The sequence below is a fragment of the Streptacidiphilus jeojiense genome (assembly GCF_000719095.1).
GTDB lineage: Bacteria > Actinomycetota > Actinomycetes > Streptomycetales > Streptomycetaceae > Streptacidiphilus > Streptacidiphilus jeojiensis.
The window spans coordinates 54,311-75,975 of record NZ_JOEH01000025.1; the positions used below are offsets into that span (position 1 = coordinate 54,311).

The 21,665-nt window shown below is 70.3% G+C and carries 24 protein-coding genes; 10 read left to right on the forward strand and 14 right to left on the reverse strand.

The window, feature by feature from the left end; translation table 11 throughout:
- The first annotated feature begins 72 nt into the window (after positions 1-72).
- Positions 73-1,263 (forward strand): sensor histidine kinase, encoded by a 1,191-nt coding sequence (locus IF29_RS0129890; protein ID WP_030261392.1) that lies wholly within the window; start codon positions 73-75, stop codon positions 1,261-1,263.
- The gene (locus IF29_RS0129895; protein WP_030261394.1) at positions 1,260-1,916 is read left to right on the forward strand and encodes a response regulator; all 657 of its coding nucleotides are present in this window, start codon (positions 1,260-1,262) and stop codon (positions 1,914-1,916) included. Before IF29_RS0129890 ends, IF29_RS0129895 begins: the two co-directional genes overlap by 4 nt.
- A gap of 34 nt (positions 1,917-1,950) precedes the next feature.
- On the opposite strand, the gene IF29_RS0129900 is transcribed toward IF29_RS0129895, so the two are convergent.
- From IF29_RS0129900 to IF29_RS0129915, 4 genes are read right to left on the reverse strand one after another with little or no spacing between them, the layout of a single operon-like run.
- Positions 1,951-3,036 carry a serine hydrolase domain-containing protein gene (locus IF29_RS0129900; protein ID WP_232242658.1) on the reverse strand — a complete coding sequence of 362 codons (1,086 nt, stop codon included), beginning with the start codon at positions 3,034-3,036 and terminating at the stop codon, positions 1,951-1,953.
- The gene (locus tag IF29_RS0129905; protein WP_030261398.1) at positions 3,033-3,953 is read right to left on the reverse strand and encodes a DUF6895 family protein; all 921 of its coding nucleotides are present in this window, start codon (positions 3,951-3,953) and stop codon (positions 3,033-3,035) included. The genes IF29_RS0129900 and IF29_RS0129905 overlap by 4 nt, the downstream gene beginning before the upstream one ends.
- On the reverse strand, positions 3,950-4,687 hold the full coding sequence (locus IF29_RS0129910) for a hypothetical protein (protein ID WP_030261400.1): 738 nt from the start codon (positions 4,685-4,687) through the stop codon (positions 3,950-3,952). The genes IF29_RS0129905 and IF29_RS0129910 overlap by 4 nt, the downstream gene beginning before the upstream one ends.
- 51 nt (positions 4,688-4,738) lie before the next feature.
- Positions 4,739-4,933: a hypothetical protein gene (locus tag IF29_RS0129915; RefSeq protein WP_030261402.1), complete on the reverse strand. Its 195-nt coding sequence runs from the start codon at positions 4,931-4,933 to the stop codon at positions 4,739-4,741.
- 283 nt (positions 4,934-5,216) lie between these two features.
- On the opposite strand from IF29_RS0129915, the gene IF29_RS47045 reads away from it, so the two are divergent.
- Positions 5,217-5,615, forward strand: coding sequence for an STAS domain-containing protein (locus IF29_RS47045; protein WP_051726202.1), 399 nt, complete (start codon positions 5,217-5,219; stop codon positions 5,613-5,615).
- A gap of 173 nt (positions 5,616-5,788) precedes the next feature.
- Here IF29_RS47045 and IF29_RS0129930 read toward each other — a convergent pair whose 3' ends face one another.
- Genes IF29_RS0129930 through IF29_RS47980 form a run of 3 tightly spaced genes read right to left on the reverse strand, consistent with a single transcriptional unit; the run spans position 5,789 to position 6,770 of the window.
- Entirely contained in the window at positions 5,789-6,100 is a 312-nt protein-coding gene (locus IF29_RS0129930) for a sec-independent translocase (protein ID WP_030261405.1), read from the reverse strand.
- Positions 6,101-6,103: 3 nt separating this feature from the next.
- Entirely contained in the window at positions 6,104-6,523 is a 420-nt protein-coding gene (locus tag IF29_RS0129935) for a hypothetical protein (RefSeq protein ID WP_030261407.1), read from the reverse strand.
- Between the two features lie 10 nt (positions 6,524-6,533).
- The gene (locus IF29_RS47980; RefSeq protein ID WP_232242661.1) at positions 6,534-6,770 is read right to left on the reverse strand and encodes a cupredoxin domain-containing protein; all 237 of its coding nucleotides are present in this window, start codon (positions 6,768-6,770) and stop codon (positions 6,534-6,536) included.
- On the opposite strand from IF29_RS47980, the gene IF29_RS47985 reads away from it, so the two are divergent.
- Positions 6,700-7,008 carry a hypothetical protein gene (locus IF29_RS47985; protein ID WP_232242663.1) on the forward strand — a complete coding sequence of 103 codons (309 nt, stop codon included), beginning with the start codon at positions 6,700-6,702 and terminating at the stop codon, positions 7,006-7,008. The genes IF29_RS47980 and IF29_RS47985 overlap by 71 nt on opposite strands.
- 246 nt (positions 7,009-7,254) lie before the next feature.
- Here IF29_RS47985 and IF29_RS0129945 read toward each other — a convergent pair whose 3' ends face one another.
- The gene (locus IF29_RS0129945) at positions 7,255-7,719 is read right to left on the reverse strand and encodes a MarR family winged helix-turn-helix transcriptional regulator (RefSeq protein ID WP_232242659.1); all 465 of its coding nucleotides are present in this window, start codon (positions 7,717-7,719) and stop codon (positions 7,255-7,257) included.
- Between the two features lie 168 nt (positions 7,720-7,887).
- Between IF29_RS0129945 and IF29_RS0129950 the strand changes: the two genes are divergently transcribed.
- Positions 7,888-8,856 carry an alpha/beta hydrolase gene (locus IF29_RS0129950; protein ID WP_030261412.1) on the forward strand — a complete coding sequence of 323 codons (969 nt, stop codon included), beginning with the start codon at positions 7,888-7,890 and terminating at the stop codon, positions 8,854-8,856.
- A 111-nt stretch (positions 8,857-8,967) separates the two neighbouring features.
- Here the strand turns inward: IF29_RS0129950 and IF29_RS0129955 are convergent, their stop codons facing one another.
- Positions 8,968-10,116: a serine hydrolase domain-containing protein gene (locus tag IF29_RS0129955; protein WP_030261413.1), complete on the reverse strand. Its 1,149-nt coding sequence runs from the start codon at positions 10,114-10,116 to the stop codon at positions 8,968-8,970.
- A gap of 106 nt (positions 10,117-10,222) precedes the next feature.
- Complete coding sequence (locus IF29_RS0129960) at positions 10,223-11,209, reverse strand: sigma-70 family RNA polymerase sigma factor (protein WP_030261415.1); 987 nt, start codon at positions 11,207-11,209, stop codon at positions 10,223-10,225.
- Between the two features lie 156 nt (positions 11,210-11,365).
- Between IF29_RS0129960 and IF29_RS0129965 the strand changes: the two genes are divergently transcribed.
- Complete coding sequence (locus IF29_RS0129965; RefSeq protein ID WP_084715203.1) at positions 11,366-12,865, forward strand: MFS transporter; 1,500 nt, start codon at positions 11,366-11,368, stop codon at positions 12,863-12,865.
- Between the two features lie 70 nt (positions 12,866-12,935).
- Entirely contained in the window at positions 12,936-13,469 is a 534-nt protein-coding gene (locus tag IF29_RS0129970) for a dihydrofolate reductase family protein (protein ID WP_030261419.1), read from the forward strand.
- A gap of 92 nt (positions 13,470-13,561) precedes the next feature.
- Here the strand turns inward: IF29_RS0129970 and IF29_RS0129975 are convergent, their stop codons facing one another.
- On the reverse strand, positions 13,562-14,989 hold the full coding sequence (locus tag IF29_RS0129975) for a serine hydrolase domain-containing protein (protein WP_030261420.1): 1,428 nt from the start codon (positions 14,987-14,989) through the stop codon (positions 13,562-13,564).
- Positions 14,990-15,253: 264 nt separating this feature from the next.
- Between IF29_RS0129975 and IF29_RS0129980 the strand changes: the two genes are divergently transcribed.
- The 3 genes from IF29_RS0129980 (at position 15,254) to IF29_RS0129990 (ending at position 19,433) form a co-directional block, all read left to right on the forward strand.
- Positions 15,254-16,192 (forward strand): NAD-dependent epimerase/dehydratase family protein, encoded by a 939-nt coding sequence (locus IF29_RS0129980; RefSeq protein WP_198037589.1) that lies wholly within the window; start codon positions 15,254-15,256, stop codon positions 16,190-16,192.
- A 121-nt stretch (positions 16,193-16,313) separates the two neighbouring features.
- Positions 16,314-16,892: a hypothetical protein gene (locus IF29_RS0129985; RefSeq protein WP_157623994.1), complete on the forward strand. Its 579-nt coding sequence runs from the start codon at positions 16,314-16,316 to the stop codon at positions 16,890-16,892.
- Positions 16,893-17,447: 555 nt separating this feature from the next.
- Positions 17,448-19,433 carry a S53 family peptidase gene (locus tag IF29_RS0129990; RefSeq protein WP_030261425.1) on the forward strand — a complete coding sequence of 662 codons (1,986 nt, stop codon included), beginning with the start codon at positions 17,448-17,450 and terminating at the stop codon, positions 19,431-19,433.
- Between the two features lie 94 nt (positions 19,434-19,527).
- On the opposite strand, the gene IF29_RS0129995 is transcribed toward IF29_RS0129990, so the two are convergent.
- The 3 genes from IF29_RS0129995 to IF29_RS0130005 are packed head-to-tail and all read right to left on the reverse strand — an operon-like array spanning position 19,528 to position 21,556.
- Positions 19,528-20,220 (reverse strand): alpha-ketoglutarate-dependent dioxygenase AlkB family protein, encoded by a 693-nt coding sequence (locus tag IF29_RS0129995; RefSeq protein ID WP_030261427.1) that lies wholly within the window; start codon positions 20,218-20,220, stop codon positions 19,528-19,530.
- Positions 20,221-20,264: 44 nt separating this feature from the next.
- Positions 20,265-20,996: a 2OG-Fe(II) oxygenase gene (locus IF29_RS0130000; protein ID WP_030261429.1), complete on the reverse strand. Its 732-nt coding sequence runs from the start codon at positions 20,994-20,996 to the stop codon at positions 20,265-20,267.
- Between the two features lie 56 nt (positions 20,997-21,052).
- The gene (locus IF29_RS0130005; protein WP_030261431.1) at positions 21,053-21,556 is read right to left on the reverse strand and encodes a methylated-DNA--[protein]-cysteine S-methyltransferase; all 504 of its coding nucleotides are present in this window, start codon (positions 21,554-21,556) and stop codon (positions 21,053-21,055) included.
- Positions 21,557-21,665: the final 109 nt, after the last annotated feature.

Here is a 21,665-nt window from a genome sequence, read left to right on the forward strand (position 1 = left end):
CGGGCGTCGGCCCGGGGATGTACGCCGCCGGGGCGACGCCGGACTACGCGAACGCCGCTTACGATCGACGGCGTGGACCAGGCCAGCATGCGATTCGTCCTGTCGGAAAGGCTCATGTGGCTGACTGGGAAGGGGGTCGTGTTCTGCGCGTTCATCACCTATGCGTTCCTGCTGTTCTGGTCGGCGCCGGTGGCCCAGAGCCGCACCTACCAGGGCCCCTTCCGATTCCCCACGCTGACTGCGCCTCAGATGACGGCCATGGCCCTCGCCCTGGCGCTCCCGGTCCTGCTGGTGCAGCATCGGCCGGTCGCCGGCCTCGGCGCGCTCCTGGCCGAGACCGTGCTGGCGGCCGAGGTCGGCGCACGGTCCTGGGCGATCTTCGCGGCGGCAGCCGTGACCGTCTGCTACCTGGCGGTGGTCCGCCCCGTCAAGGTCTGCGGTGTGGCCGCCGCGGCGCTGGTGGCCGTGTGGTTCCTGGAGAACGTCCTCATCGAGCCCAGGAGCGTGGACGGGGACCTCTGGTCCACCTCGGCCCAGATGGCCCTGTACGCGACGTGCGCCTTCCTTGTCGGCTACGCGATCCGCAAGCGCCGCCAGTACGCGCTCTCCCTGCGTGAGCAGAGCGCCGCCCGCGCCGTCATGGCGGAACGGCTGCGCATCGCCCGCGAACTCCACGACATGGTCGCCCACAGCATCGGCATCATCGCCGTCCTGGCCGGCGCGGCAGGCCGGGTCATCGAAACCCAGCCCGTGGAGGCACGTGAGGCGCTGGGCAGCATCGAGACGACCAGTCGTGAGACCCTGACCGGTCTGCAACGCATGCTCGGCGCACTCAGACACGCCGAACCGGGAACCGACGTCGAGGCCGCCCCGCTCGTCCCGGCCCAGTGCCTGGACGACGTCGACCAGCTCGCGGCCCGTGCGGCCGATGCCGGGGTCAGCGTCGAGGTGGCGTGGCGCGGCGAGCGCCGTCAGCTGCCTCCCGAGATCGACCTCTCGGCGTTCCGGATCATCCAGGAGGCGGTCACCAACGTGGTGCGGCACTCCGGTACCCACGCCTGCCGCGTCGAGGTCGGCTTCGCCGCGGACGAGCTGTCGATCGAGATCGTCGACAACGGCCACGGCCTTGCCCTGGCACGCCCCGGCGGTGGCGGGTTCGGTCTGCTCGGGATGCGCGAGCGGGTCGCGCTGCTGAGCGGCCAGTTCAGTGCCGGGCCACGCCCCGAAGGCGGATTCCGAGTCGCGGCAAGGCTCCCGGTATGACCATCCGAGTACTGCTGGTCGACGATCAGCCGCTGATGATCGTCGGACTGCGCATGGTCATCAAGGACACCCCGGACATGGAGGTCTGCGGTGCGGCCGGCAACGGCCGCGAAGCAGTGCAACTGTCCCGAGCGCTGCGGCCGGACGTCATCGTCATGGACATCCGCATGCCCGAGATGGACGGCATCGAGGCGACCCGGACCATCACCTCCCAACCTGATCCGCCGAAAGTCGTGGTGCTGACGACGTTCGACGACGACGAGTACGTGTACGGCGCCCTCCACGCCGGAGCCAGCGGATTCCTCGTCAAGAACATGGCCCTGGAGGACATCCTCCAAGCGATCCGCGTCGTCGCATCAGGCGACGCGCTCATGGCACCGAGCGTCACCCGGCGTCTCATCGCCGCATTCGCCGAACGCAACCATGCCGCAGCACCGCCGCTCCGCAGCATCGACGGGATCACCGAGCGGGAACGCGAGGTACTGGTCCTGGTCGGACTCGGGATGTCCAACTCCGAGATAGCCCAGCACCTCGTCATCAGCGCGGCCACGGCCAAGACGCACGTGGCACGCCTCTTCGCCAAGCTGCAGGCCCGCGACCGGGTCCACCTGGTCATCGCCGCCTACGAAGCCGGTCTGATACCGAGACGCTGACCGTCGCACGCCAGCCCCTCCCCTGGCCGACGAGCTAACGGGGTGCCGTCTCCGCCAGGTCCTGCAGCAGGGTGTAGGCGTCCTGGATGAAGGTACTGCGGCAGCCCGGGGTGGTGTTGGCGACGGCTGCGAGGCCGGTCCGGGCCTGCGGGCAGAATCCGATGAAGGCGGTGAAACCGCGGGTGGCACCGGAGTGGAAGAACAGGTCCCGTCCGGGGGCGGGACGCAGGCTCCACACCAGGCAGGTCCGCTCGCCGGTCCGCGGCAGCTGCAGGCGTGGGCGCTGGACGTCGGCCAACGCCTGCGCGAGCGACGCCCTTCTACCGGCGGCAACCGTCGGGTCGAGGAGGACCAGCAAGTAGCGCAGGAGGTCTCCTGCGGTGGAACGCAGCGCTCCCGCGCCGGGAAGCGCCGCAATCGACCACGGCGGCCGGGCCCGTCCGTGCCAGTATCCGGTGGCCTGCGCGCAGCCCGGGTCACAGGTGGTGCGCGTCAGTGACAGGGGCTCCAGGACGCGGTCCCGGAGCAGTTCGGCGTACGGGACTCCGGCGGCCTCGGCCAGCGCGCGGCCCAGCAGGCCCACCCCCAGGTTGGAGTAGTGCACCCGACTCCCCGGCCGGGCCCGAACCCTGGTGGCGGCAAGGGAGCTGAGCAACTGTCGGTCGCTGTAGGACCCGTAGGGGTTGCTCGACCAGGACCGCGCGGCCGTGCGCAGCATCCCCCGTGGCAGGCGCGGGAGCCCCGAGGTGTGCGTGGCCAGGTGCAGTAGCGTGATCGGCTCGCCGCTGCGGTGCGCCGGCGCGGTACCGGGTGGCAGGTACCGCGCGACCGGGTCGTTCAGACTGACGTCTCCGCGTGCGACGGCCTCGGCCAGGACCAGCGCGGTGAACGTCTTGGTGACGGAGCCGACCTCGAACCGGGTGGCCGGGTCCACCGACCGGCTGCCGGTGCGGTCGGCGCTGCCTCGGCACAGCAGTGACTGCTCACCGCCGCGCAGCGCCGCCACTGCCACGGCGGTGGCACCCGAGGCGCTACCCAGCAGCGGGGTGAGGCGGTCGGTGAGGTCGGCGCAGTCGGGGGGAGCGGGGCTGTCGGTGACAGTGGTGTGACGGGGGATCACGTCGCCGACCAGGTGCCGCCCAGGGCACGGGAGAGGGTGAGCGTGCTGGCGATGACGGCGACGACCGCGGTGTGCTCGTGGTCCTTGAAGGCCTGCCGGGGATCGTCGGTCACCGGCTCGGCGTCCCTGGGCAGCAGCCCGCTGGGGTGTTGCACCTGGCTGAGCCGCTCCCAGATGCGCGGATCGCATACCGGTTCGGGCAGGCAGGCGTCGACGATCAGCAGTTCGCCGAGCAGATCCCACTGGGCGACCTCCTGCCAGACGTCCGCCCACACCGGCAGCCAGGTCTGCAGGTAGGCGGCGAGCGGTTGGGGCAGGCCGTCGGGGTCGGCAGCCCAGTCGGTCAGGTGGAACACGGTGTGGGTCATGTTGTAGCCGGTCATCCAGTCGATCATCCAGGGCTCCGGAGAGGCCCCCAGCCAGGTGTCGGCGGCCAGTTCGGCCCAGTTCCGGGGTCGGCCCGAGCCGATCACCCGATGGGCGTTGGCGACGCCCAGGCGCCGATTGGGCATCATCTCGACAGCGCGGGTCGACGCCAGGGCGCTCAGGTGCTCGGCGATCCGATCCAGCCCGGCGTGCCGGTGACCGCCCCTGACGAAGTGGGCGTAGGTCTCGACCGGGTCGGTGACCATGGGGTGGCGCAGCTGCCGCTCGAACAGGAAGTCTCCATGGCGCAGTTGTGCCCAGGCCTGGTCCAGCAGTTCCCGTGACCTCTGCAGCTCCGCTGGTCGGCCCACGCCCTCGCGCAGGACGAGAGAGGTGGCCAGCGCAGTCTCCCCCAGGGGTTTGTAGGCGTTGTCGGGGTCGGCGAAGTCGACTGTTGTAGCGGGAAGGGCGCCGAAGTGCGCGCTGTCGTGCAGCCAGGACAGCGCCTGTGTTCCGATTCGCTGCGCGGTGCTCAGGACAGCGCCGTTCACAGCCCCTCCTCCTGGGACAGCCGCTCGCCGACCCGCAGGTCCAGGGCGGTGCGGGCGCTGGGGCCGCCGAACAGGCGGATGTGTCGGAGCAACGGGGCCAGGTCGACCGGCGAGTGCACCCCGTGGGAGTGTCCCAGGGCGAGCCAGCGTGCGGTGCGGGCCGCTGTGCGGTAGTCGCGGCGCAGCATCGAGCGCACCGTGCCCCTGGCCAGGGCCCGGGCATGGCGCTGTGCGGCCTCGTGCACGGGGCTGTCCAGTCCTGGCAGGGCCAGTGGCGCGAGTTGGGCCATCCATCCGGACCATTCCTGCCAGTGGAAGTCGTCCTCGGGGACCAGGTGTCGATCCGGCATCGGCACGACACGCTCGGGGTCGGGTGCGCACCGGTCCAGGAGCTCGGCGGCTGCCCAGTCGCGCCAGGCCACGGCGGACGCGGCGGTCGACCCGTCGGCCCCGGAGCCGCTGGGGTCGGGTGCTGAGAAGAGTTGGAATGCCTGGGCCAGGGCCACGGCTTCCTCCAGTTCGGCGCACAGCGGGACGGCGGCCAGCTGGTAGGGGGCGAAGAGGTCTGCGCCGATCACGCGGGCCGCTGCCAGGTCGGGTTTCGAGGCGCCCACCGGGTCCGGCCGCGGCGCGTCCGTGCCCTCGACCGCTTCCAGCACGGCGAGGGCACGAACGGCCATCCGCTCGGCGGCCTGGGAAATCTCTTCCTCAGGGGTGGCGTCGTAGACGGACATCAGCGAGTCAGGCTCCGATCCCGCTGGGCGCGATCAGGGCCACGCTGTCGGTCACCGGCCCTTCGGCGGCTTGGGCGACAGCAGAAGGCCCAGGAGCAGCAGGCCCCCGCCGATGTCCTCCGGCGCGTAGAGCGGGGCGTCGCTGACCGGCGCCTCCGTCTCCACCATCAGCGCCGTCATCGCACTGTACTCCGCCGGGGTCACGCACGTTCCCTCGATGGGGTGGATCGTTTCCTGAGTAAGCATCATGCCTCCTCGAACAACAGACGCACCGCCGGATCCGGCGGTGTTCCCACAACCACCGACCATAGATTGGATACGAACAACCTGCATCATGTGCGTGTCGCTGCACAGCCACGGGTGGTCCAGATCGCTGAACCCGCGATGCACTGAGAGTCGCCGACCTTATGCGCGCGGTCCCCCTGGCGATAGCGTGCGGCCAGCACGGCTGAGCCCAGACCCCGCCCAGCCGAACCGCACATCGGGCACAGGCCTGCATTGCCGCAACGGGGTCGCTGAGCGGGGCATCGTGGAGGCTACGCCCTATGGGACAGAGCCGTTCGGGCAGCAGCCCGACTTCTGGGTATCGAGTGACGTCCTGCCGGACGGTCAGCTCGTCTGTCGCGTCTTCGGTGACCTGGACGCGGACACCGTCCGAACGGCGGAAGATGCGATAACGACGTCACTCCTGGAGAGCCCGCGCTTGCTGGTGATCGACTTCGCGCACTGCAGCTTCTTCGACTCCAGCGGCCTGGGCATGCTGATCCGCCTGCGCAATCGACCCACCGAGACCATCGACATGACCATCCGCCTCAGCGGCTTACCTCTCACCATGTCCCGGATCTTCAGCTTCACAGGCGCTGACTCGATCTTCACCACCTGGCCGACCGTCGCCGATGCACTCGCCAGCGGCACCGCACCTGACTGACCATCAGTCCGTGCTCTCCGCCGGCGCATTCGAGTTCAACCTCAGGCGGAGTGCTCCTGCTGCTCCGGCTGCGCAGCAGGGTGAACCAGGAATGGAGCGGCGCCCGATGGAAGGGAGTCAGGAGAAGGCCCGAAGCGGCACCGGGTCGGTACCGCCCTTCGGCCTGTTTGCGACTACTCGGGGCCAGCGGCGTCCTGGGTCACACTCCTCGTAAGGTCTTGGAGGTCCTTCCAGCCCAGTTCCTCGCCGTGGGCGGCCAGTTGTTTGCGCATGAACGTCTTCGGGTTGAGGTCCTCGAAGTCGAAATCCTGGAGCTCCGGGCCGAGTTCACCGCGGATGTCCTGTTTGGCCCTGTCCGAGAATTCTCTGACGGCCTGGAGGATCCTCATGGCATCGGCGATCAGCTTGGGAAGCTTGTCCGGACCGAAAATGATCACTGCCAGGATCGCCAGTGCCACCAGCTTGAAGGCACTGATGTCGAACATCGGTCATCCCAGCCCGTTGGGACGGGTGGACCGGGTCCGCGCGGCTGCCGTCAGCAGAGGGAGAAGGGCGACGATGGCGAGCCCCTGCCCGGCCAGGGCCCAGAGCTTGTCGGTGGACCAGATCGGCTCGTACATGTCCGGAAAGGGACCGAACGCGCCCAGGTCCACATAGCGGTACACCAGGATCGCACCCAGGCCCGCGACCGCGGTCAGCACCGCGAACAGATCGCCCGGGAACCGGCGCACGACCAGCACCAGAACCACCGCCAGGGCAGCGGCGCCGGCCTCGACGCGGAACAGCGTGCCCTCACTGATGGTGGCCGTCACCGCGTCGTACTGGCCGGCGAGCCGGGCGTGCACGGCCGCGTCGACGGCCAGCCCGAGAGCGGCCAGGCTGCGCAGGATCGCGTGGAATGCGGCCATGACAGCCTTCCTAACGCACGGTCAGGGTGCCGTGCATGAACTGGTGGATGGTGCAGATGTAGGGGTAGCTGCCGGGCTTGGTCGGCGCGGTGAAGCTGCCGGACTTGCCGGGAGCGATGTCGCCGGTGTCGAAGGACTTGTCGCCGGCGGTCACCGTGTGGGTGCTGGAGTCATGGTTGACCACGGTCACCGTCTGTCCCGGACTGACCGTCAGCGCGCTGGGCGCAAAAGTGAAATCGGAGATCACGATCTGCGTTCCGGTGGGACTGGACGCGGCGACCGTGTCCGTGGAACTGGCCACACCCGACGCCACGGCACCGGCAGAGGTGGAACCGCCACCGGATGACCCGGAACTGGAGCATCCGGCCAGGCCCAGCATCAGAGCGCCAACAACCACCGCCACCTGCCGCGCCACTTTTGAAACGGCCACGCTGTCACGACCTACCCTTGTCGACGGATCGGCCCGCCGTATCGCGAGCCATTGATCACTATTCGCAGCCGGGCTTCGGACGGATGGGCCCCGAGCGGCCGACAGCCGCAGGATCACCCGCACGAGTGACATCCAAGGCCGTACGGGTGCGGATGCGGCGGCCGGTCATCGGTTGAACGGCGCGAGGGTCCCCCGCGGATCGAAGAGGACCGGGATCCCGGTGATCCAGGGCAGCGCTCCGATCGGCGGTCAGCGCCTTCCGAACAGCCGGGGTGCCATAGTGCAGTTCACGCTCCGGTGATCAGGGCTGGGCCGAGACGTTCGCGGTAAGCAGGCGCAGCAGGTGACGCGCCTGTTCGAACTGGGACGGGGTCAGGCCCATGGCCTCACCGATGGCGGTGGGGACGGCCCGGGCTTGCTCGCGCAGGTCCCGACCCTGCTCCGTGAGGGTCACCAGGACGGTCCGTTCGTCTTCCGGGCGGCGCTCGCGGCTGAGCAGGCCGGCCGACTCCAGGCGCTTGATCAGCGGGGTGAGCGTGCCGTAGTCGAGGTTGAGCGCGGCGCCGATGTCCTTGATCGGCACCGTGCCGTGTTCCCACAGCACCAGCAGCACCAGGTACTGCGGATAGGTCAGCCCGAGGGCTTCGAGCAACGGCCGGTAGCGCTGGGTCACCGCGCGGGAGGCCGCGTACAGCGCGAAGCACAACTGGTCGTTGAGCAGCAGGGAGTGGGCTTGCTGCTCAGTGGGGGTCTCAAGGCTGCCCACAACGGTTCACTCCTTCGCTCGGTCCAGGTCCTCGGCAACCGTCACAGGGTATTCCGGCGACGGCAGGAGTTCAACGCATGCGATTAACTTGTGCACAAGGTAATCGTGCCATAGCCTTCTTGGTACCGGGCAGAACGCCTTCGCGATCCGACACCACAGGAGCTCGCCATGACCGACTACACGCCGACCGCTCCGGTCCTCGAGCAGGCCGCGGCCGACTTCGCCGCCGCCACCGCCAACCCGCCCTACCTGTTCGACCTCGGTCCGGCCGAGGGCCGCAAGGCCGTGGACGAGGTGCAGTCCGGCGAGATCGCCGAACCGCAGGTGGACGAGGAGTGGATCACCGTCCCGGGTGGTCCGACCGGCCAGGTCCGCGCCCGGATCGTCAAGCCCGCGGGCTCGACCGGCGCCCTCCCTGTGGTCATCTACATCCACGGCGCAGGATGGGTGTTCGGCAACGCCCACACCCACGACCGCCTGGTGCGCGAACTCGCCGTCGGCACCGGATCGGCGGTCGTCTTCCCCGAGTACGACCTCTCCCCCGAGCAGCGGTACCCGACCGCGATCGAGCAGAACTACGCCGTGGCCCGCTGGGTCGTCACCGAAGGCGCCACCAAGGGTCTGGACGCCTCACGCATCGCCGCCGCCGGCGATTCGGTCGGCGGGAACATGACCGCCGCCCTGACCCTGATGGCCAAGGAGCGCGGCGACATCCCGCTGCTCGCGCAGGTGCTGTTCTACCCGGTCACCGACGCCTCCTTCGACACCGAGTCGTACCGGCAGTTCGCCACCGGGTACTTCCTGCGCCGTGACGCGATGCAGTGGTTCTGGGACCAGTACACGACCGACCCGGACCAGCGCGCCCAGATCACCGCGAGCCCGCTGCGCGCCACCGTCGAGCAACTCGCGGGCCTGCCGCAGGCCCTGGTGATCACCGGTGAGGCGGATGTGCTGCGCGACGAGGGCGAGGGCTACGCCAACAAGCTCCGCCAGGCCGGGGTCCCGGTCACCGCCACCCGCTACCAGGGCGTCATCCATGACTTCGTGATGCTCAACGCGCTGCGCAGCACCCACGCCGCCGAGGCCGCGATCACCCAGGCCATCGGCTTCCTGCGCGCCGCGCTCGGCACGGCGTAACACGCAGGGCAGCGGACCGGGCACGCGCGGACGCGCGTGCCCGGGAGCGCCGCTGTGCAGGGGGTACCGCTGTGCAGCGGCAGAGGGATCCGCTCCGCCGTTCAGGCCCGCTCAGGCCCCTGCCGCGTAGCGCCAGAAGTCGCGCATGATCTCCGGTGGGGTCGGGCTGGCCATTCCGAGTTGGGTGAACATCAGGGCGACCGTGCCGGTGGCGGGGGTCAGGTGCGCGGTCGTGCCGGTGCCGCCGACCCAGCCGTAACGGCCCGGCACGATCCAGGGGTTGACCGGGTCGACGTCCACCGAGCCGCCGTAGCCCCAGCCCTGGCCCTCCAGGAACAGGTCGCCGGCCACGCGTTGGTCCCGCGTCAGCTGATCGGTCGTCATCCGCCGCACCGCCCCCTCCGACAGCAACCGACGGCCGCCCGCCGCCCCCTCGGCCAGCAGCATCCGGGCGAAGGCGTACCAGTCGTCCACCGTGCCGACCAGGCCGCCGCCCCCCGACGGGAAGGCCGGCGGCCTGCTCCACTGGCCGTCCGGGGCATCAGCGAGCACCGGGGAGCCGGCTGCGTCCGGCTGGTAGTAGCTGGCGAACCGGGACAGCTTGGCAGGCGGCACCTCGAAGGCGGTGTCCACCATGCCGAGCGGCTCGAACAGCCGCTCGGCCAGGAACTCGGGCAACGGACGGCCGGTGACCCTGGCGACCAGCACACCCTGCAGGTCCGAGCAGGTGTTGTAGAGCCAGGCCTCGCCCGGCTGGTGCAGCAGCGGAACCCCCGCCAGCTTCGCCATCCACACCTCCGGAGCCGGATTCGCTTGCGGGAACGGCGGCGCCGGATGCACCTCACTGAACAGCAGGGCCACCGCCGGCCGACTGAAATCGGCGGAGAAGCCGTACCCGGCACGGAAGCTGAGCAGGTCCTCCACGGTGATCGCCCGATTCGCCGGCACCACGTCGTCGACCGCACTGTCCGGGGTCCGTACGACGCAGGGGGACGCCACCTCCGGAAGCCACGGCGCGACCGGATCCTCCAGGCCGATCCGGCCCTCGTCGACCAGCATCATCACCGCCGCGGCGACGATCGGCTTGGTAATGGAGGCCAACCGAAAGATCGTGTCCCTGGCCATCGGGGCGCTGCCCTCGACATCGACCGAACCGACAGCCGCCACCTCCACCCGGTCACCACGAGCCACCAGGCCCACCGCGCCCGGGGCCCCTCCGGGGCCGACATGGTCCTGCAGCACGCCGTCCAGATCGCTCATCACTCCGCCTCGACCCTCGCCTCAGGTGTGTGGTCACACACTAGGACTCCCGCCGACACCACAACTCATCGCTCTCACCGGACACCCGTGGTCGGTTCGGGAACGGTCAACCCCGGGGCAGGATGCGGGGGAACCCGAAGCGGGCGAGCAGGCTGAGGTCCCCGAAGCGAGTGAGGGCGTGGATCCGGTCCCCCTGCAGGGTGAGCACGGTGAGGCCGCTGGCTCGCCATATCGGCGCGCTCGGGTCAGGGAGGTACAGGACCAGGGCGGGCTGGCCGTTGGCCCGGGTGGGGAGGAACTTGAGCTCCTGGCCGCCCAGGTGCTCCAGGAGGAACTCGGAGATCGCCCTCGGTCCGCGATGCTCGTCGGGTTCCGGGGGCATGGTGAGCCTGGCGTCGTCGGTCAGCAGGGCCACCAGTTCGTCGAGGTCGAAGCGCTCGAAGGCACTGACGAACCGGTCGACGACGGCAGCCTCGGCCGGGGACCTGGGCACCGGCACGTCATGCGGGTCCTGCCCGGGTCGCAGGCCGGCGCGGGCCCGGATGAGCGCGCTGTTGACGGCGGTCTGGGTGGTGCCGAGGATGTCGGCGGCCTCGGCCGCCGGGAAGCCCAGCACGTCCCGGAGCACCAGGACCGCCCGCTGCTGCGGCGGCAGGTGCTGCAGGCCGGCCACGAACGACAGGGCGATCGACTCGCGGGCGTCGTACCGCGCCTCCGGTCCCGGGGTCAGCTCGTCCGGATCATCCGGGTAGGGCTCCAGCCACCACGGTTCGTCGGACCGCACCGGCCCACTCCATCCCGAGCGCTGACCGGACAGGTCGGCCGGCTGCGGGCGGCGGGATTCGCCGCGCAGGTAGTTGAGCGAGCGGTTGGTGGCGATCCGGTACAGCCACGCCCGCAGCGAACGGCCGTCGAACCGGCCGATCGAATGCCATGCGGCCAACAGAGCCTCCTGAAGCACGTCCTCCGCGTCCTGGACCGAGCCGAGAATCCGGTAGCAGTGCGCCTGCAGCTCGCGCCGGTACGGGTCGACGAGTTCGCCGAAGGCCTCACTGTCGCCGGCCTGGGCCAGGGCGAGGGTCGCCTCGGTCATGGTGGGACCTGTCCTTTCACGCGGCCACGGGGACAACTGCTCCTGACAGTGCAACACCGCCCGCGGCCCGGATTCATCGCTGCGCGGTCGGCGAGTCGGCGCGATGGCCGGTGCTTCAACAGATGAGGACCTGACCAGTGAACACCGGAGACAGACATGACCTCAGTGGACCCCAGGAACGACATCCGCGGCCGCACACCCGGGCCGCCCGGCACCGTGCACAGGTGGCGGGCGTTCTCGCTGCTCGCCGTGGCGGGCTTCATGACAGCGGTCGACATTCTGATCGTCAACGTCGCCCTGCCGACGATCGGTGCCCAGCTGCACTTCGCCGAGTCGGACCTGCAGTGGGTGGTGACCGCGTACGCGCTCACCTTCGGCGGTTTCCTGCTGCTCGGCGGCCGGGCCGCCGACCTGCTCGGCCGCAGGCGCACGTTCACCGCCGGCCTGGCGCTGTTCACCGCGGCCTCGCTCGCCTGCGCCCTGGCCACCGGCAGCACGTTCCTGATCGTCATGCGCGGCGTCCAGGGGCTGGGATCGGCGGTGCTGCTGCCGGCCGCACTGTCGATCGTGATGAGCATGTTCCCCGAGGGCGCCGAGCGCAACAAGGCACTCGGGATCTGGGGTGCGGTCGGCGCCAGCGGGGCGACCGTCGGTGTGCTGGCCGGCGGTGCGCTGACCCGGTACGCGGGCTGGCCGTACATCTTCTACCTGAACGTCGCGGTGGGCGGGATCGCGCTGCTGCTGGTCCGGCGGCTGGTACCGGAGAGCCGGGTGCACGGTGCCCGCCGCCGCTACGACCCGCTCGGCGCCGTCACGGTGACCGGCGCACTGGTGCTCGCGGTGTACGCGATCTCGCAGGCGCCGGACGTCGGGTGGACGGCCGGCAGGACCCTGGCGCTGCTGGCGTCCGCCGCCGCGCTGCTGGCGGCGTTCGTGGTCGTCGAGGCCAGGGCGGAGGCTCCGCTGCTGCCGCTGCGGCTGTTCCGGCTGAAGACCCTGGCCGGCTCCAATGCGGTCGGCTTCCTGCTCGGGGCCGGGTTCTACGGCTACATCTTCATCGGCACCCTGTACATGCAGCAGGTGCTCGGCTACTCCCCCATGACCACGGGCCTGGCCTGGCTGACCGTCGGCCTGACCGGGGTGGTGCTCGCCGCCCCGGCACAGCTCCTGGTCACCCGCGCTTCGGTCAGGCTGGTGATGGCGGCCGGGATGACCGTGACCGGCGCCGGGATCCTGTGGGCGACCCAGGCTCCCGCGCACGGGAGCTTCTGGGCGAACCTGGCCGGCCCGTTCTTCCTGACCGGGGCCGTCACCTGGGTGTTCATTCCGGTGTCGATCGGAGCACTGGTCGGCGTCACCGAGCGTGACGCCGGCATCGCCTCCGGGCTCATCGACTCCTCCCAGCAGCTCGGCGGCGCCATCGGGATCGCCGTCGCCTCGACCGTGGCGGTCTCGCACTCGCGTCTCCTGCTCGGCCGCGGCAGCGCCGGCACCGACGCGCTCACCAGCGGATTCCACTGGGCGTTGTGGGTCTGCGGTTTCCTCGGCCTGGCCGCCGTCCCCGTCGCACTCCTCCTGGTCCGCCCTCCGAAGACCGCCCCGAGCGCCGAGGCCGCCGAACGACCGCGGGCCCAGGCACCCGCCTCGGCCGACTGAGCGGTGTCGGCGCGTCCGCGCCGGACCGGCCCGTGATCACGACATCAACCACCGGGAAAGAGAAGGACACATGCGCAGACTCATCGAATCGACCCTCGTCTCGCTGGACGGCGTTGTCGAAGCGCCCGAACAGTGGGCCGGCTTCGACGCCGAAGCCGCGGCGTTCTCCTTGACGGAACTGGCCAACTACGACGCGTTCGTCATGGGCCGGGTGACCTACGAGAAGTTCTATGCGAACTGGGGCCAGATCACCGGCAACCCCTACATCGACCTCATCAACACCATGCCCAAGTACGTCGCGTCCCGGTCGCTGACCGAGACGGCGTGGAACGCCACCCTCCTCGGACCCGACGCGTCCGAGGCGATCGCCCGACTGAAGGAGCAGCCCGGCAAGGACCTCATCAAATACGGCACCAGCCGCTTCGACGACACGCTCCTGCGGGACCACCTGATCGACGAGTTCCGCTTCTGGTTCGTCCCGGTCGTGGTCGGTGCGGGGCAGCGGCTGTTCGAGGACGTGGACACCTCCGGGCTCCGCCTCAGGCTCACCGACGAAAGGCGGCTGGAGAACGGTTCGGTCATCCTCAGCTACGAGCCCCGCTGACTCACCAGACCCACCACCCGCGCCTGGCCGACGCTCTGACGGGCAGGCGCCCAGCTCTGGTCAGTCGCCCCGGACCGCTCGGCCGCCGCCTCCTACCCGACGTCAGGTCGTGTCATCAGTGGCGAACGCAGGTGCAGTTCCAGGCTGGGACCGGTCAGCGGCACTGTGCTCCAGATCGCCGACGCGGTCCCCGCCTCGGCGTCGACGGCCAGCCGGACGCGGTGCGGGGTGGTGATGACGTAGAGATCGGCGACGAACGTGCTGCCCTGCCAGGCGCCGGCCGCGACGACGGGCCGGCCTAGCGGGGAGCTCTCCCGCCAGGTGCCGTGCCCGACTTCGACGTCGAGGAGCGACTCGAACCGTACGAGCCATCCGCCGTCGGTGGGATCGATGGTCACCGTGGTCCCGTCGGGCAGGGCCGAGCCCTCGGCGGAGGCGTCGAGCGTCGCGCCCGCCGAACGCCCCGGGTCGGCGGAACCCGGCACCGGCGACAACGACAGTCGCCGCAGCCGATCGGCGAGGATCTCGTCGTCCTGGGCGCTTCCCACCTGCTCCACTCCGGGCAGCAGGCACTCCCAGATGGCGTCGAGTACCTCTTGGGACTCCCCTTGGGCGGTCACGGCGACCACGAGATCGTGCGAGGGGACCACCACACACTGCTGTCCGAAGGAGCCGTGGCCGTGGTAGCCGTGACGCGACATCCAGAACTGGTAGCCGTAGCCGTGGGCGAAGTCCGCCTGGTCGGATCCGTCCAGGATCCACTCGCTGTCGATGTGCCGACTGGTCGCGAGCTCCACCCATGCGCGCGGGACGAGTTGCTCGTCACCGAAGCGGCCGCCGCACAGCAGTAGTTCGCCGAAGGCGGCAATGGCCTCGGTCGTGAGGTGCAGTCCGTGGAATCCGAAGGCGGCACCGCTCTTCACCCGGTCCCATTCGGCGTGGTCGACGCCCATCGGCTTGAACAGCCGCTCGTCGAGGAACTCCGGGAGACCGCGACCCGTGACCCGCTCCACCATTCGGGCCAGGATGAAGGTGGTCGAGTTGTCGTAGGTGTGCCGCGCTCCCTCGGCCGCGGCGAACGGCAGGCTCAGGAAGCCTTTCACCAGGTCGTCGGGTTCCAGCTCCCAGGCTTCGGCGAGGCTGTCCGTGGGGTGCCCGGCCGTCATGGACAGCAGGTGGTGAACGGTGATGCGGCTGCCCTGCTCGGAGATGCCGGCCGGGACGTGGTCGGGCAGCACGTCCACCACCCGGTCGTCCAGCGATAGCAGCCCGTCGGCGACCGCGAGCCCCACGGCGATCGAGGTGAACGACTTCGTCAGCGAGTAGAGGAGATGCGGACGTTCGGCCGAGTACGGCGCCCACCAGCCTTCGGCGACGACGTGACCGCGGTGCACCACCATGACGGAGTGGCACTCCCCCGAGCGTGCTTCGAGCCGGTCCAGCAGCGCGGCGATCGAACGGGACGAGATCCCCGAGGCAGCCGGTGCCGAACGTGGCAGCAGGGCGCGTTGAGCAGACATTCCGACTCCCTGACGCTGGGGGTGGATCGATGCCGGCGAAGTGCGGAGAGCAGGGGCTGCCGGCCCGGGCATGGTACGGCCAGGCCGAGTCAAGGTTCCAAGGGGTTTTCCTCCATGGGTCGACGGCGGCGTCAGTACTCGCGGGGGCGGCGCGGACCAACGCGCCTGCGCGACGGGTGATGCAGATCACTTCTGTTCAGGTCACAGAAAGGAGGGCTGTCTTGTCTCCGGTAGTAGAGGCGAAACGCATACGTCAGGAGGGTGATGGTCATGCGGGTGTTCGTAGCGGGCGGGACCGGGGTCCTGGGACAGGTTCTGGTGCCGCAGCTCGTGGCACGGGGCCACCAGGTGACAGCGACAACGACGAGCGAGGCCAAGCTCGACCTGGCGCGCCGGCTGGGCGCCACCGGTGTGGTGATGGACGGCCTGGATCCGGGCTCGGTCGGCGAGGCAGTGGCCAAGGCCCGGCCTGAGGTGATCGTGCATCAGATGACGGCGATCTCCATGGCGCACGCGGGCAAGCCCGACATCAAGCACCCCGACCGCTGGTTCGCCCTGACCAACCGGCTGCGCCGGGAGGGTACCGATCACCTGCTCGCTGCGGCCGAGGCCAGCGGGGTGTCCCATGTCGTGGCGCAGGGCTATGCCAGCTGGAACGGCATTCGCGAGGGCGGCTGGATCAAGACCGAGGAGGACCCGCTGGACCTGCTGGTCGGAACCGCGGCGCAGTTCGGGCTGGAGACCCTGCGCTACGCCGAGGACGCCGTTCTCCGGGCCGGTGGTGCGGTGCTGCGGTACGGCGCGTTCTACGGTCCGGGCGCCATCGACGACCAGGTGGTACTGCTTCGCAAGCGGCAGTACCCGCTGATGGGCCGCGGTACCGGCTTCAGCTCCTGGATCCACCTGCACGACGCGGCCGGCGCCACCGTCCTGGCTGTGGAGCAGAAGGCGCGCGGCGTGTTCAACATCGTCGACGACGAACCGGCCCCGGCAAGCGAGTGGCTTCCCTACCTCGCGGAATGCGCGGGGGCGAAGCGCCCGATGCGCGTGCCGGTGTGGCTGGGCCGACTGCTGGCCGGGGACCAGGCCGTGGTGATGATGACTCAAGGACGCGGGTTCTCCAACACCAAGGCCAAGCAGCAGTTGGGCTGGCAGCTGCGCTACCCGTCGTGGCGCCAGGGCTTCAAGGAGGAGCTGGCTTGAGCCCCAGGGCTCTCTCCCTGGACGACGACGGCACATGGCGCAGCGCGGCGGAATCTCGACGCCCACGGTCTTTTGCCGCCCCCTGGGCTCCTCGTAACCTGGGCCCCCAGGGGGGAATGACATGCCATCAGTGCGCCGGTACCGTCCGATCCGCCGGTTCCGTCCGATCCGCCGCAAGCGTCTGATGCGCGTCACCTGGCCGGGCGGCCCACGCCAGAGGGCGTACTTTTTCGCGCTGCTGCCCGCTTCGTTCATCAGTTCCGGGCTGGCCGGCGAGCTCACAAGGAACGCCGGGGCAACGGGCCTGCTGGTGTTCTTCCTTGTCCTCACGGACGTACCCACGGCCTTTCTGGTCCGCTTCGGCCTCACCGGTCTCTACGTGGGGCCCAACCACATCCGGATCCGCCGGCCGCTGCACACCCGAACGTACCTGCGCTCCATGCTGGTATCGGCCACCGCGCAGGCGCACCCCGACGGCCCCCGGCCCGACATCCGCAAGCGCCGGATCACGATCGTGCTCCACCTGGCCGACGGGAAGCAGGTCAGCAGCACATACGCAGTGGAAACATTCCACCTGGCAACCAGCAATCCAAGACCCTTGGAGCAGTACGCCGAGATCCGGGACCTCCTGGACCTCCTGTGTGAGGGGTCACCGGAACAGCGAACGTTCAGCGTGAATGGAAAACGCGGCTTCCAGTGAATTCATGGCGCAATTCTGCGCAGCACGGTGCCCGGGGCCGAAATATCCCGCGAGGTCCGGTCGACAACGACTGACTGACGCGATCATCCTGCAGCACTCCGGATCTCCGGGATACCCCCGAGCGGTGGGCACACATGCGTCGATCGGGGGGTGGACAGACCGATTGGGGGGCTGTGGTCCTGGTCGGTCCCGGACCGGGCCGGTGCTGACGGGAACTCAGTGCCAGTTGGGAGCCGTCTTCGAGGCTCCGGGGGCGACACCCCCGAATGGTGGGGCACACTCCGCGGCACGCGTCGCGAGGGGCCGGAATCCCGCCCCACTCGGCCTTTTCTGCTCCATTCGGCCGCCGGTATGCGCATTATCACAAACCACTTGCCCGGACATTCCGTCCGCGTGTACATATCAGCACGGATGTCTGAACCCGGCATTTCACCGCAGGCGGTCGGCCATCCTCGCCCTCATCGTGAACTCATCCTTGGAGTCGTCATTTCCGACGCCCTGCCCCCGCGCAATCGCCGCCGCCGGATAGCGGCCATCACCTCCGTCTCGCTCGCCATGGTCGCAGGCGCCATGGTCCTGGCCCCGTCCTCCCAGGCCGCGGTCCCCGCGCCCTCCGCACGGACCCTGGTCGGCACCAGCCCGCAGTGGGCCGCCGCCTCCGCCGACAAGGGCGCGACGCCGTCGAGCGAGCAGCTCACCGCCCGCGTCTACCTGGCCGGTCAGGACCCGGCCGGGTTGGCCGCCTACGCCAAGGCCGTCTCCACCGCGGGCACCGCACAGTACGACCGGTTCCTGACGCCCGCCCAGGTGCAGCAGCGCTTCGGTGCGACCCCGGCCCAGATCGCCGCGGTGCACGCCTGGGCGACCGGCGCGGGACTCCAGATCGCCGGCAGCAGCGCCCACTACGTCGATGTGCACGGCACCGCCGCCGCGGTGAACCGGGCCTTCGGCACCCACCTGCACGAGTACGCCGTCCAGGGCGAACTGCGCCAGGCACCCAGCAGCGACGCCGTGCTCCCCGCCTCCGTCGCCAGCGCGATCCTCGGTGTGACGGGCCTCAGCCAGAACGCCCCGCGGAACCGTCCGCAGTCCATCTCGGTGAACGCGTCCGAGGCACAGACCGCGGCCGGCACGGCGAAGCCCAAGCCGAAGCCCGGTCTGCCCACGGTGGCGACCTGCTCCGACTACTGGGGCCAGAAGACGGTCAGCGGAGCGCCCAGGGGCTACACCGCGAAGACCAGCTTCGACCAGTGCTCCTTCACCCCCGCCCAACTGCGCAAGGCCTACGGCGTGACCGCCTCCGGCCTCACCGGCAAGGGCGCCCGGGTCGCGATCGTGGACGCCTACGGCTCCTCCACCATGCTGGCCGACGCCAACCGCTTCGCCACCGCCCACGGCGACCGGGCCTTCCGCAAGGGCCAGTACACCGAGGTGGTCGACCCCGCCGCATGGACCAGGACCGGTCCCAAGGACGGTTGCGGCGGCGCAGCGGGCTGGGCCGGCGAGGAGTCGCTGGACGTCGAGATGGTGCACGGGATGGCGCCGGACGCCGATGTCGTCTACGTCGGCGCCAACTCCTGCTCGGACCAGGACCTGTTGGCGGCGCTCAGCACGATCGTCGACAAGCACCTGGCCGACGTCGTCTCCAACTCGTGGTCCGGGCTGATGCACTCGACCTCGGGTGACGAGACCCCGGCCCAGGTCGCCGCGTACGAGCAGATCTTCCAGCAGGGCGCGGTCGAGGGCATCGGGTTCGACTTCTCGTCCGGCGACTGCGGCGACGAGTCCCCGGCCGCCGCGGCCACCGGAACCAACTGCGACCCGACCAGCACCCGGGCGCAGACCGGGTTCCCGTCCTCGGACACCTGGGTGACCGATGTCGGCGGCACCGCACTGGCCGTCAGGAACAAGGCGGGGGCCTACGGCTTCGAGACCGACATGGGCACCCAGCGCTCCGTGCTGAGCGCGGACGGCAAGAGCTGGACCCCGTTCCCCGGCACCTTCTACTTCGGCGGCGGCGGCGGCACCAGCGAGGACTTCGCCCAGCCGTGGTACCAGGGCACGGTCGTCCCCAGCACTCTGTCGCACACCCTGATGACCGGCGCGACCAGCAAGACCGCCCAGCGGGTCACCCCGGACGTCGCCATGAACGGCGACCTCTACACCTCGGTCCTGGTCGGCATGTCCGACGGCGCGCCCTACAGCGAGGGCGGCTACGGCGGCACCAGCGTCTCCGCCCCGGAGTTCAGCGGCGTCCAGGCCGACGCCATCCAGGTCCGCCACGGCCGCCCGATCGGCTTCGCCAACCCGGAGCTGTACGAGCGCTTCGGCAGCAAGTCCTTCACCGATGTGGTCAACCACACGCTGGGCAAGGGCAAGCAGCCGTTGAACGCGGTTGCCGACCTGGGCGTCGTCAGCGGCAGCCTCCGGATCCGCCTGGTGGCCTTCGGCCGCGACTACGGTCTCGCCGCGACCAAGGGCTTCGACAACGCGACCGGTGTCGGCTCGCCGACCGAGGCGTACCTCAACTCCTTCCGGTAGTACCGCGGGGAGTCCCCGGAAACGGCGCTGATCCGGCGCCCGGCCCGGGTGCCGGCGGACCCGTCCCCGTCGGCACCCGGGCTACCGTGCCCTCTCACCGCGCCCCAGCGGCGGCAGGGGCAGGCCATGTGTCGGTCAGGCCGGCTACCCGCATGGTGATGTTCAGCCGCCCGCTGCGCAGTCCGGTGGCGGGGTCGCCGGTGCCGGGGCGGACCTTGGGGACGCCGTGGTAGGCGTAGCGGGAAGGACCGCCGAAGACGAAGAGGTCACCGGAGGCGAGTTCGACGTCGGTGTAGGGGCGGGTACGGGTCTCGGTGTTGCCGAAGCGGAAGACGCAGCTGTCGCCGACGGTCAGCGAGACCACGGGTGCGGACGACTCCTCGTCCTTGTCCTGGTGCATGCCCATGGTGGCCTGTCCGTCGTAGAAGTTGATCAGTGCGGTGTCCGGGGTGTAGGCGTCCGCGGCCTCCCGGTCATCGTAGGCGCGCAGGACCGCGCGGCGCCCGAGCAGCACCATCCAGTGCGGGAACGGGGCGACCCGGGCACCGTTCACGTCACCTGCGGTCCGGGTGTACCGGTACGGCTGCCAGTGCCAGCCCACGCACACCGTCTGCACCGACATGACGCCGCCGCGCGGCAGCCGGGTGTGCCGGATCGGCACCGGCCCCGCGGCCCAGCCGCGACACGCGGCCACGAGTCGGCGCTGCTCCTCAAGGGTGAGCCAGTTCGGCACGTGCACCGCGCCGGGCGCCACCTGGGTGACCGGACGCGGGATCAGAGCGCTCATCTCTGCTCCAGCAGGCGGGGTGAGTGGGGCGGGCCGGGTGGGGGTCATGACGCGTCGTGGAAGACCAGCCCCAGGGCGTGACGGCGCCCGGAGCGCACGGTGCTGACCCCGTGCCGCATCGGTCCGTTCGACCAACCCCTGCTGCCGGCCACCGGCCGGTCGCGGGTGGTGAACACCAGGCCGTGCCCCTGCGGCAGGGTCGTGGCCCAACCGCGGGTCTGCGCGCGGGCGCGCTGCTGGGTCATCAGGAACTCCCCGCCGGTGAAGTCCCTGCCCGGAGCGTCGAGTCCGACCACGACCTGCAGCGGGAAGAGCATCTCGCCGAACACGTCGCGGTGCAGCGCGTTCCAGTCGCCGGGGCCGTAGCGCAGCAGGATCTGCGCGGACCTGGCCTGGCCGGCCTCGTGGCACATCCGCAGCCATTGCTGGAGGGTGTTGGGCCAGGGGGCGGGCCTGCCCAGCCTGGCCGCCCAGTCCCGGGCGATGGGCAGCAGCCTGGGGTAGAAGGCTTCGCGCAGGTCGCGGACCAGGCCGGGCAGGTCGTGGGTGAAGTAGCGGTACTGGCCCGAGCCGAAGCGGTGACGCGCCATGTCCACCGTGGTGCGGAACCGGTCGGGCTCGTCGTAGAGGGCCGCGATGGCGGCGCACTCGTCCGGTGTCAGGAGCTGTCCGATCAGGGCGTGGCCGTGCTCGTCGAGCGCCCCGGCCAGGGCCTCCCAGTCGGTGCCGGCGACCCGGCCGGCGACCGGAGCTGCGGGCTGCGTGGTCTGCATCATGGTGGCGGTCTCTCCTTGGTCCTGTGCCGGCGCAGGGCGGTGGGCGTGGCGGCGCGTCAGATGAGGGCGGGCTGCAGGGCACCCTCGTGGGTGAGCAGCCAGACCTTGCGCTCGACGCCGGCGGCGTAGCCGCGCATCGAGCCGTCGGCGCCGATGACGCGGTGACAGGGCCGCACCAGCAGCAGCGGGTTGGCACCGATCGCCGCGCCCAGGGCCTGCACGCGCTCGCGGGACAGGCCCAGCTGCGCGGTCAGGGAACCGTAGCTGGTCGTGGTCCCGGATGCGATCGAGTCCAAGGCGCGCCACACCCGTTGCTGGAAGTCCGTGCCGACCGGGGCGAGCGGGAGCTCGAAGCGGGTGCGCTCGCCCGCGAAGTACTCCTCCAGCTGGCCGGTGGCGTCCGCGAACGGTCCGCTGTCACGTCTCCAGCCGGGCTCGGCAATCGGGGCACGGCGCTGGCCCGACATGGACAGCCCGGTCAGGACGAACCCGCTGCCGGTTTCCTCCCCGACCAGGAGCAGGTCTCCCAGCGGGCTGGTGATCGTCGTCCAGGCGGTCATCGTGGCCTCCCTCTCGTCATAGGTTCCACCTGCCACAATGCCGCTTGGCGAGCCTGGGTGCTGGCGGGAATCGGACATGGCGCTGGGCCCGTCCGAGCACCGCTCCAGG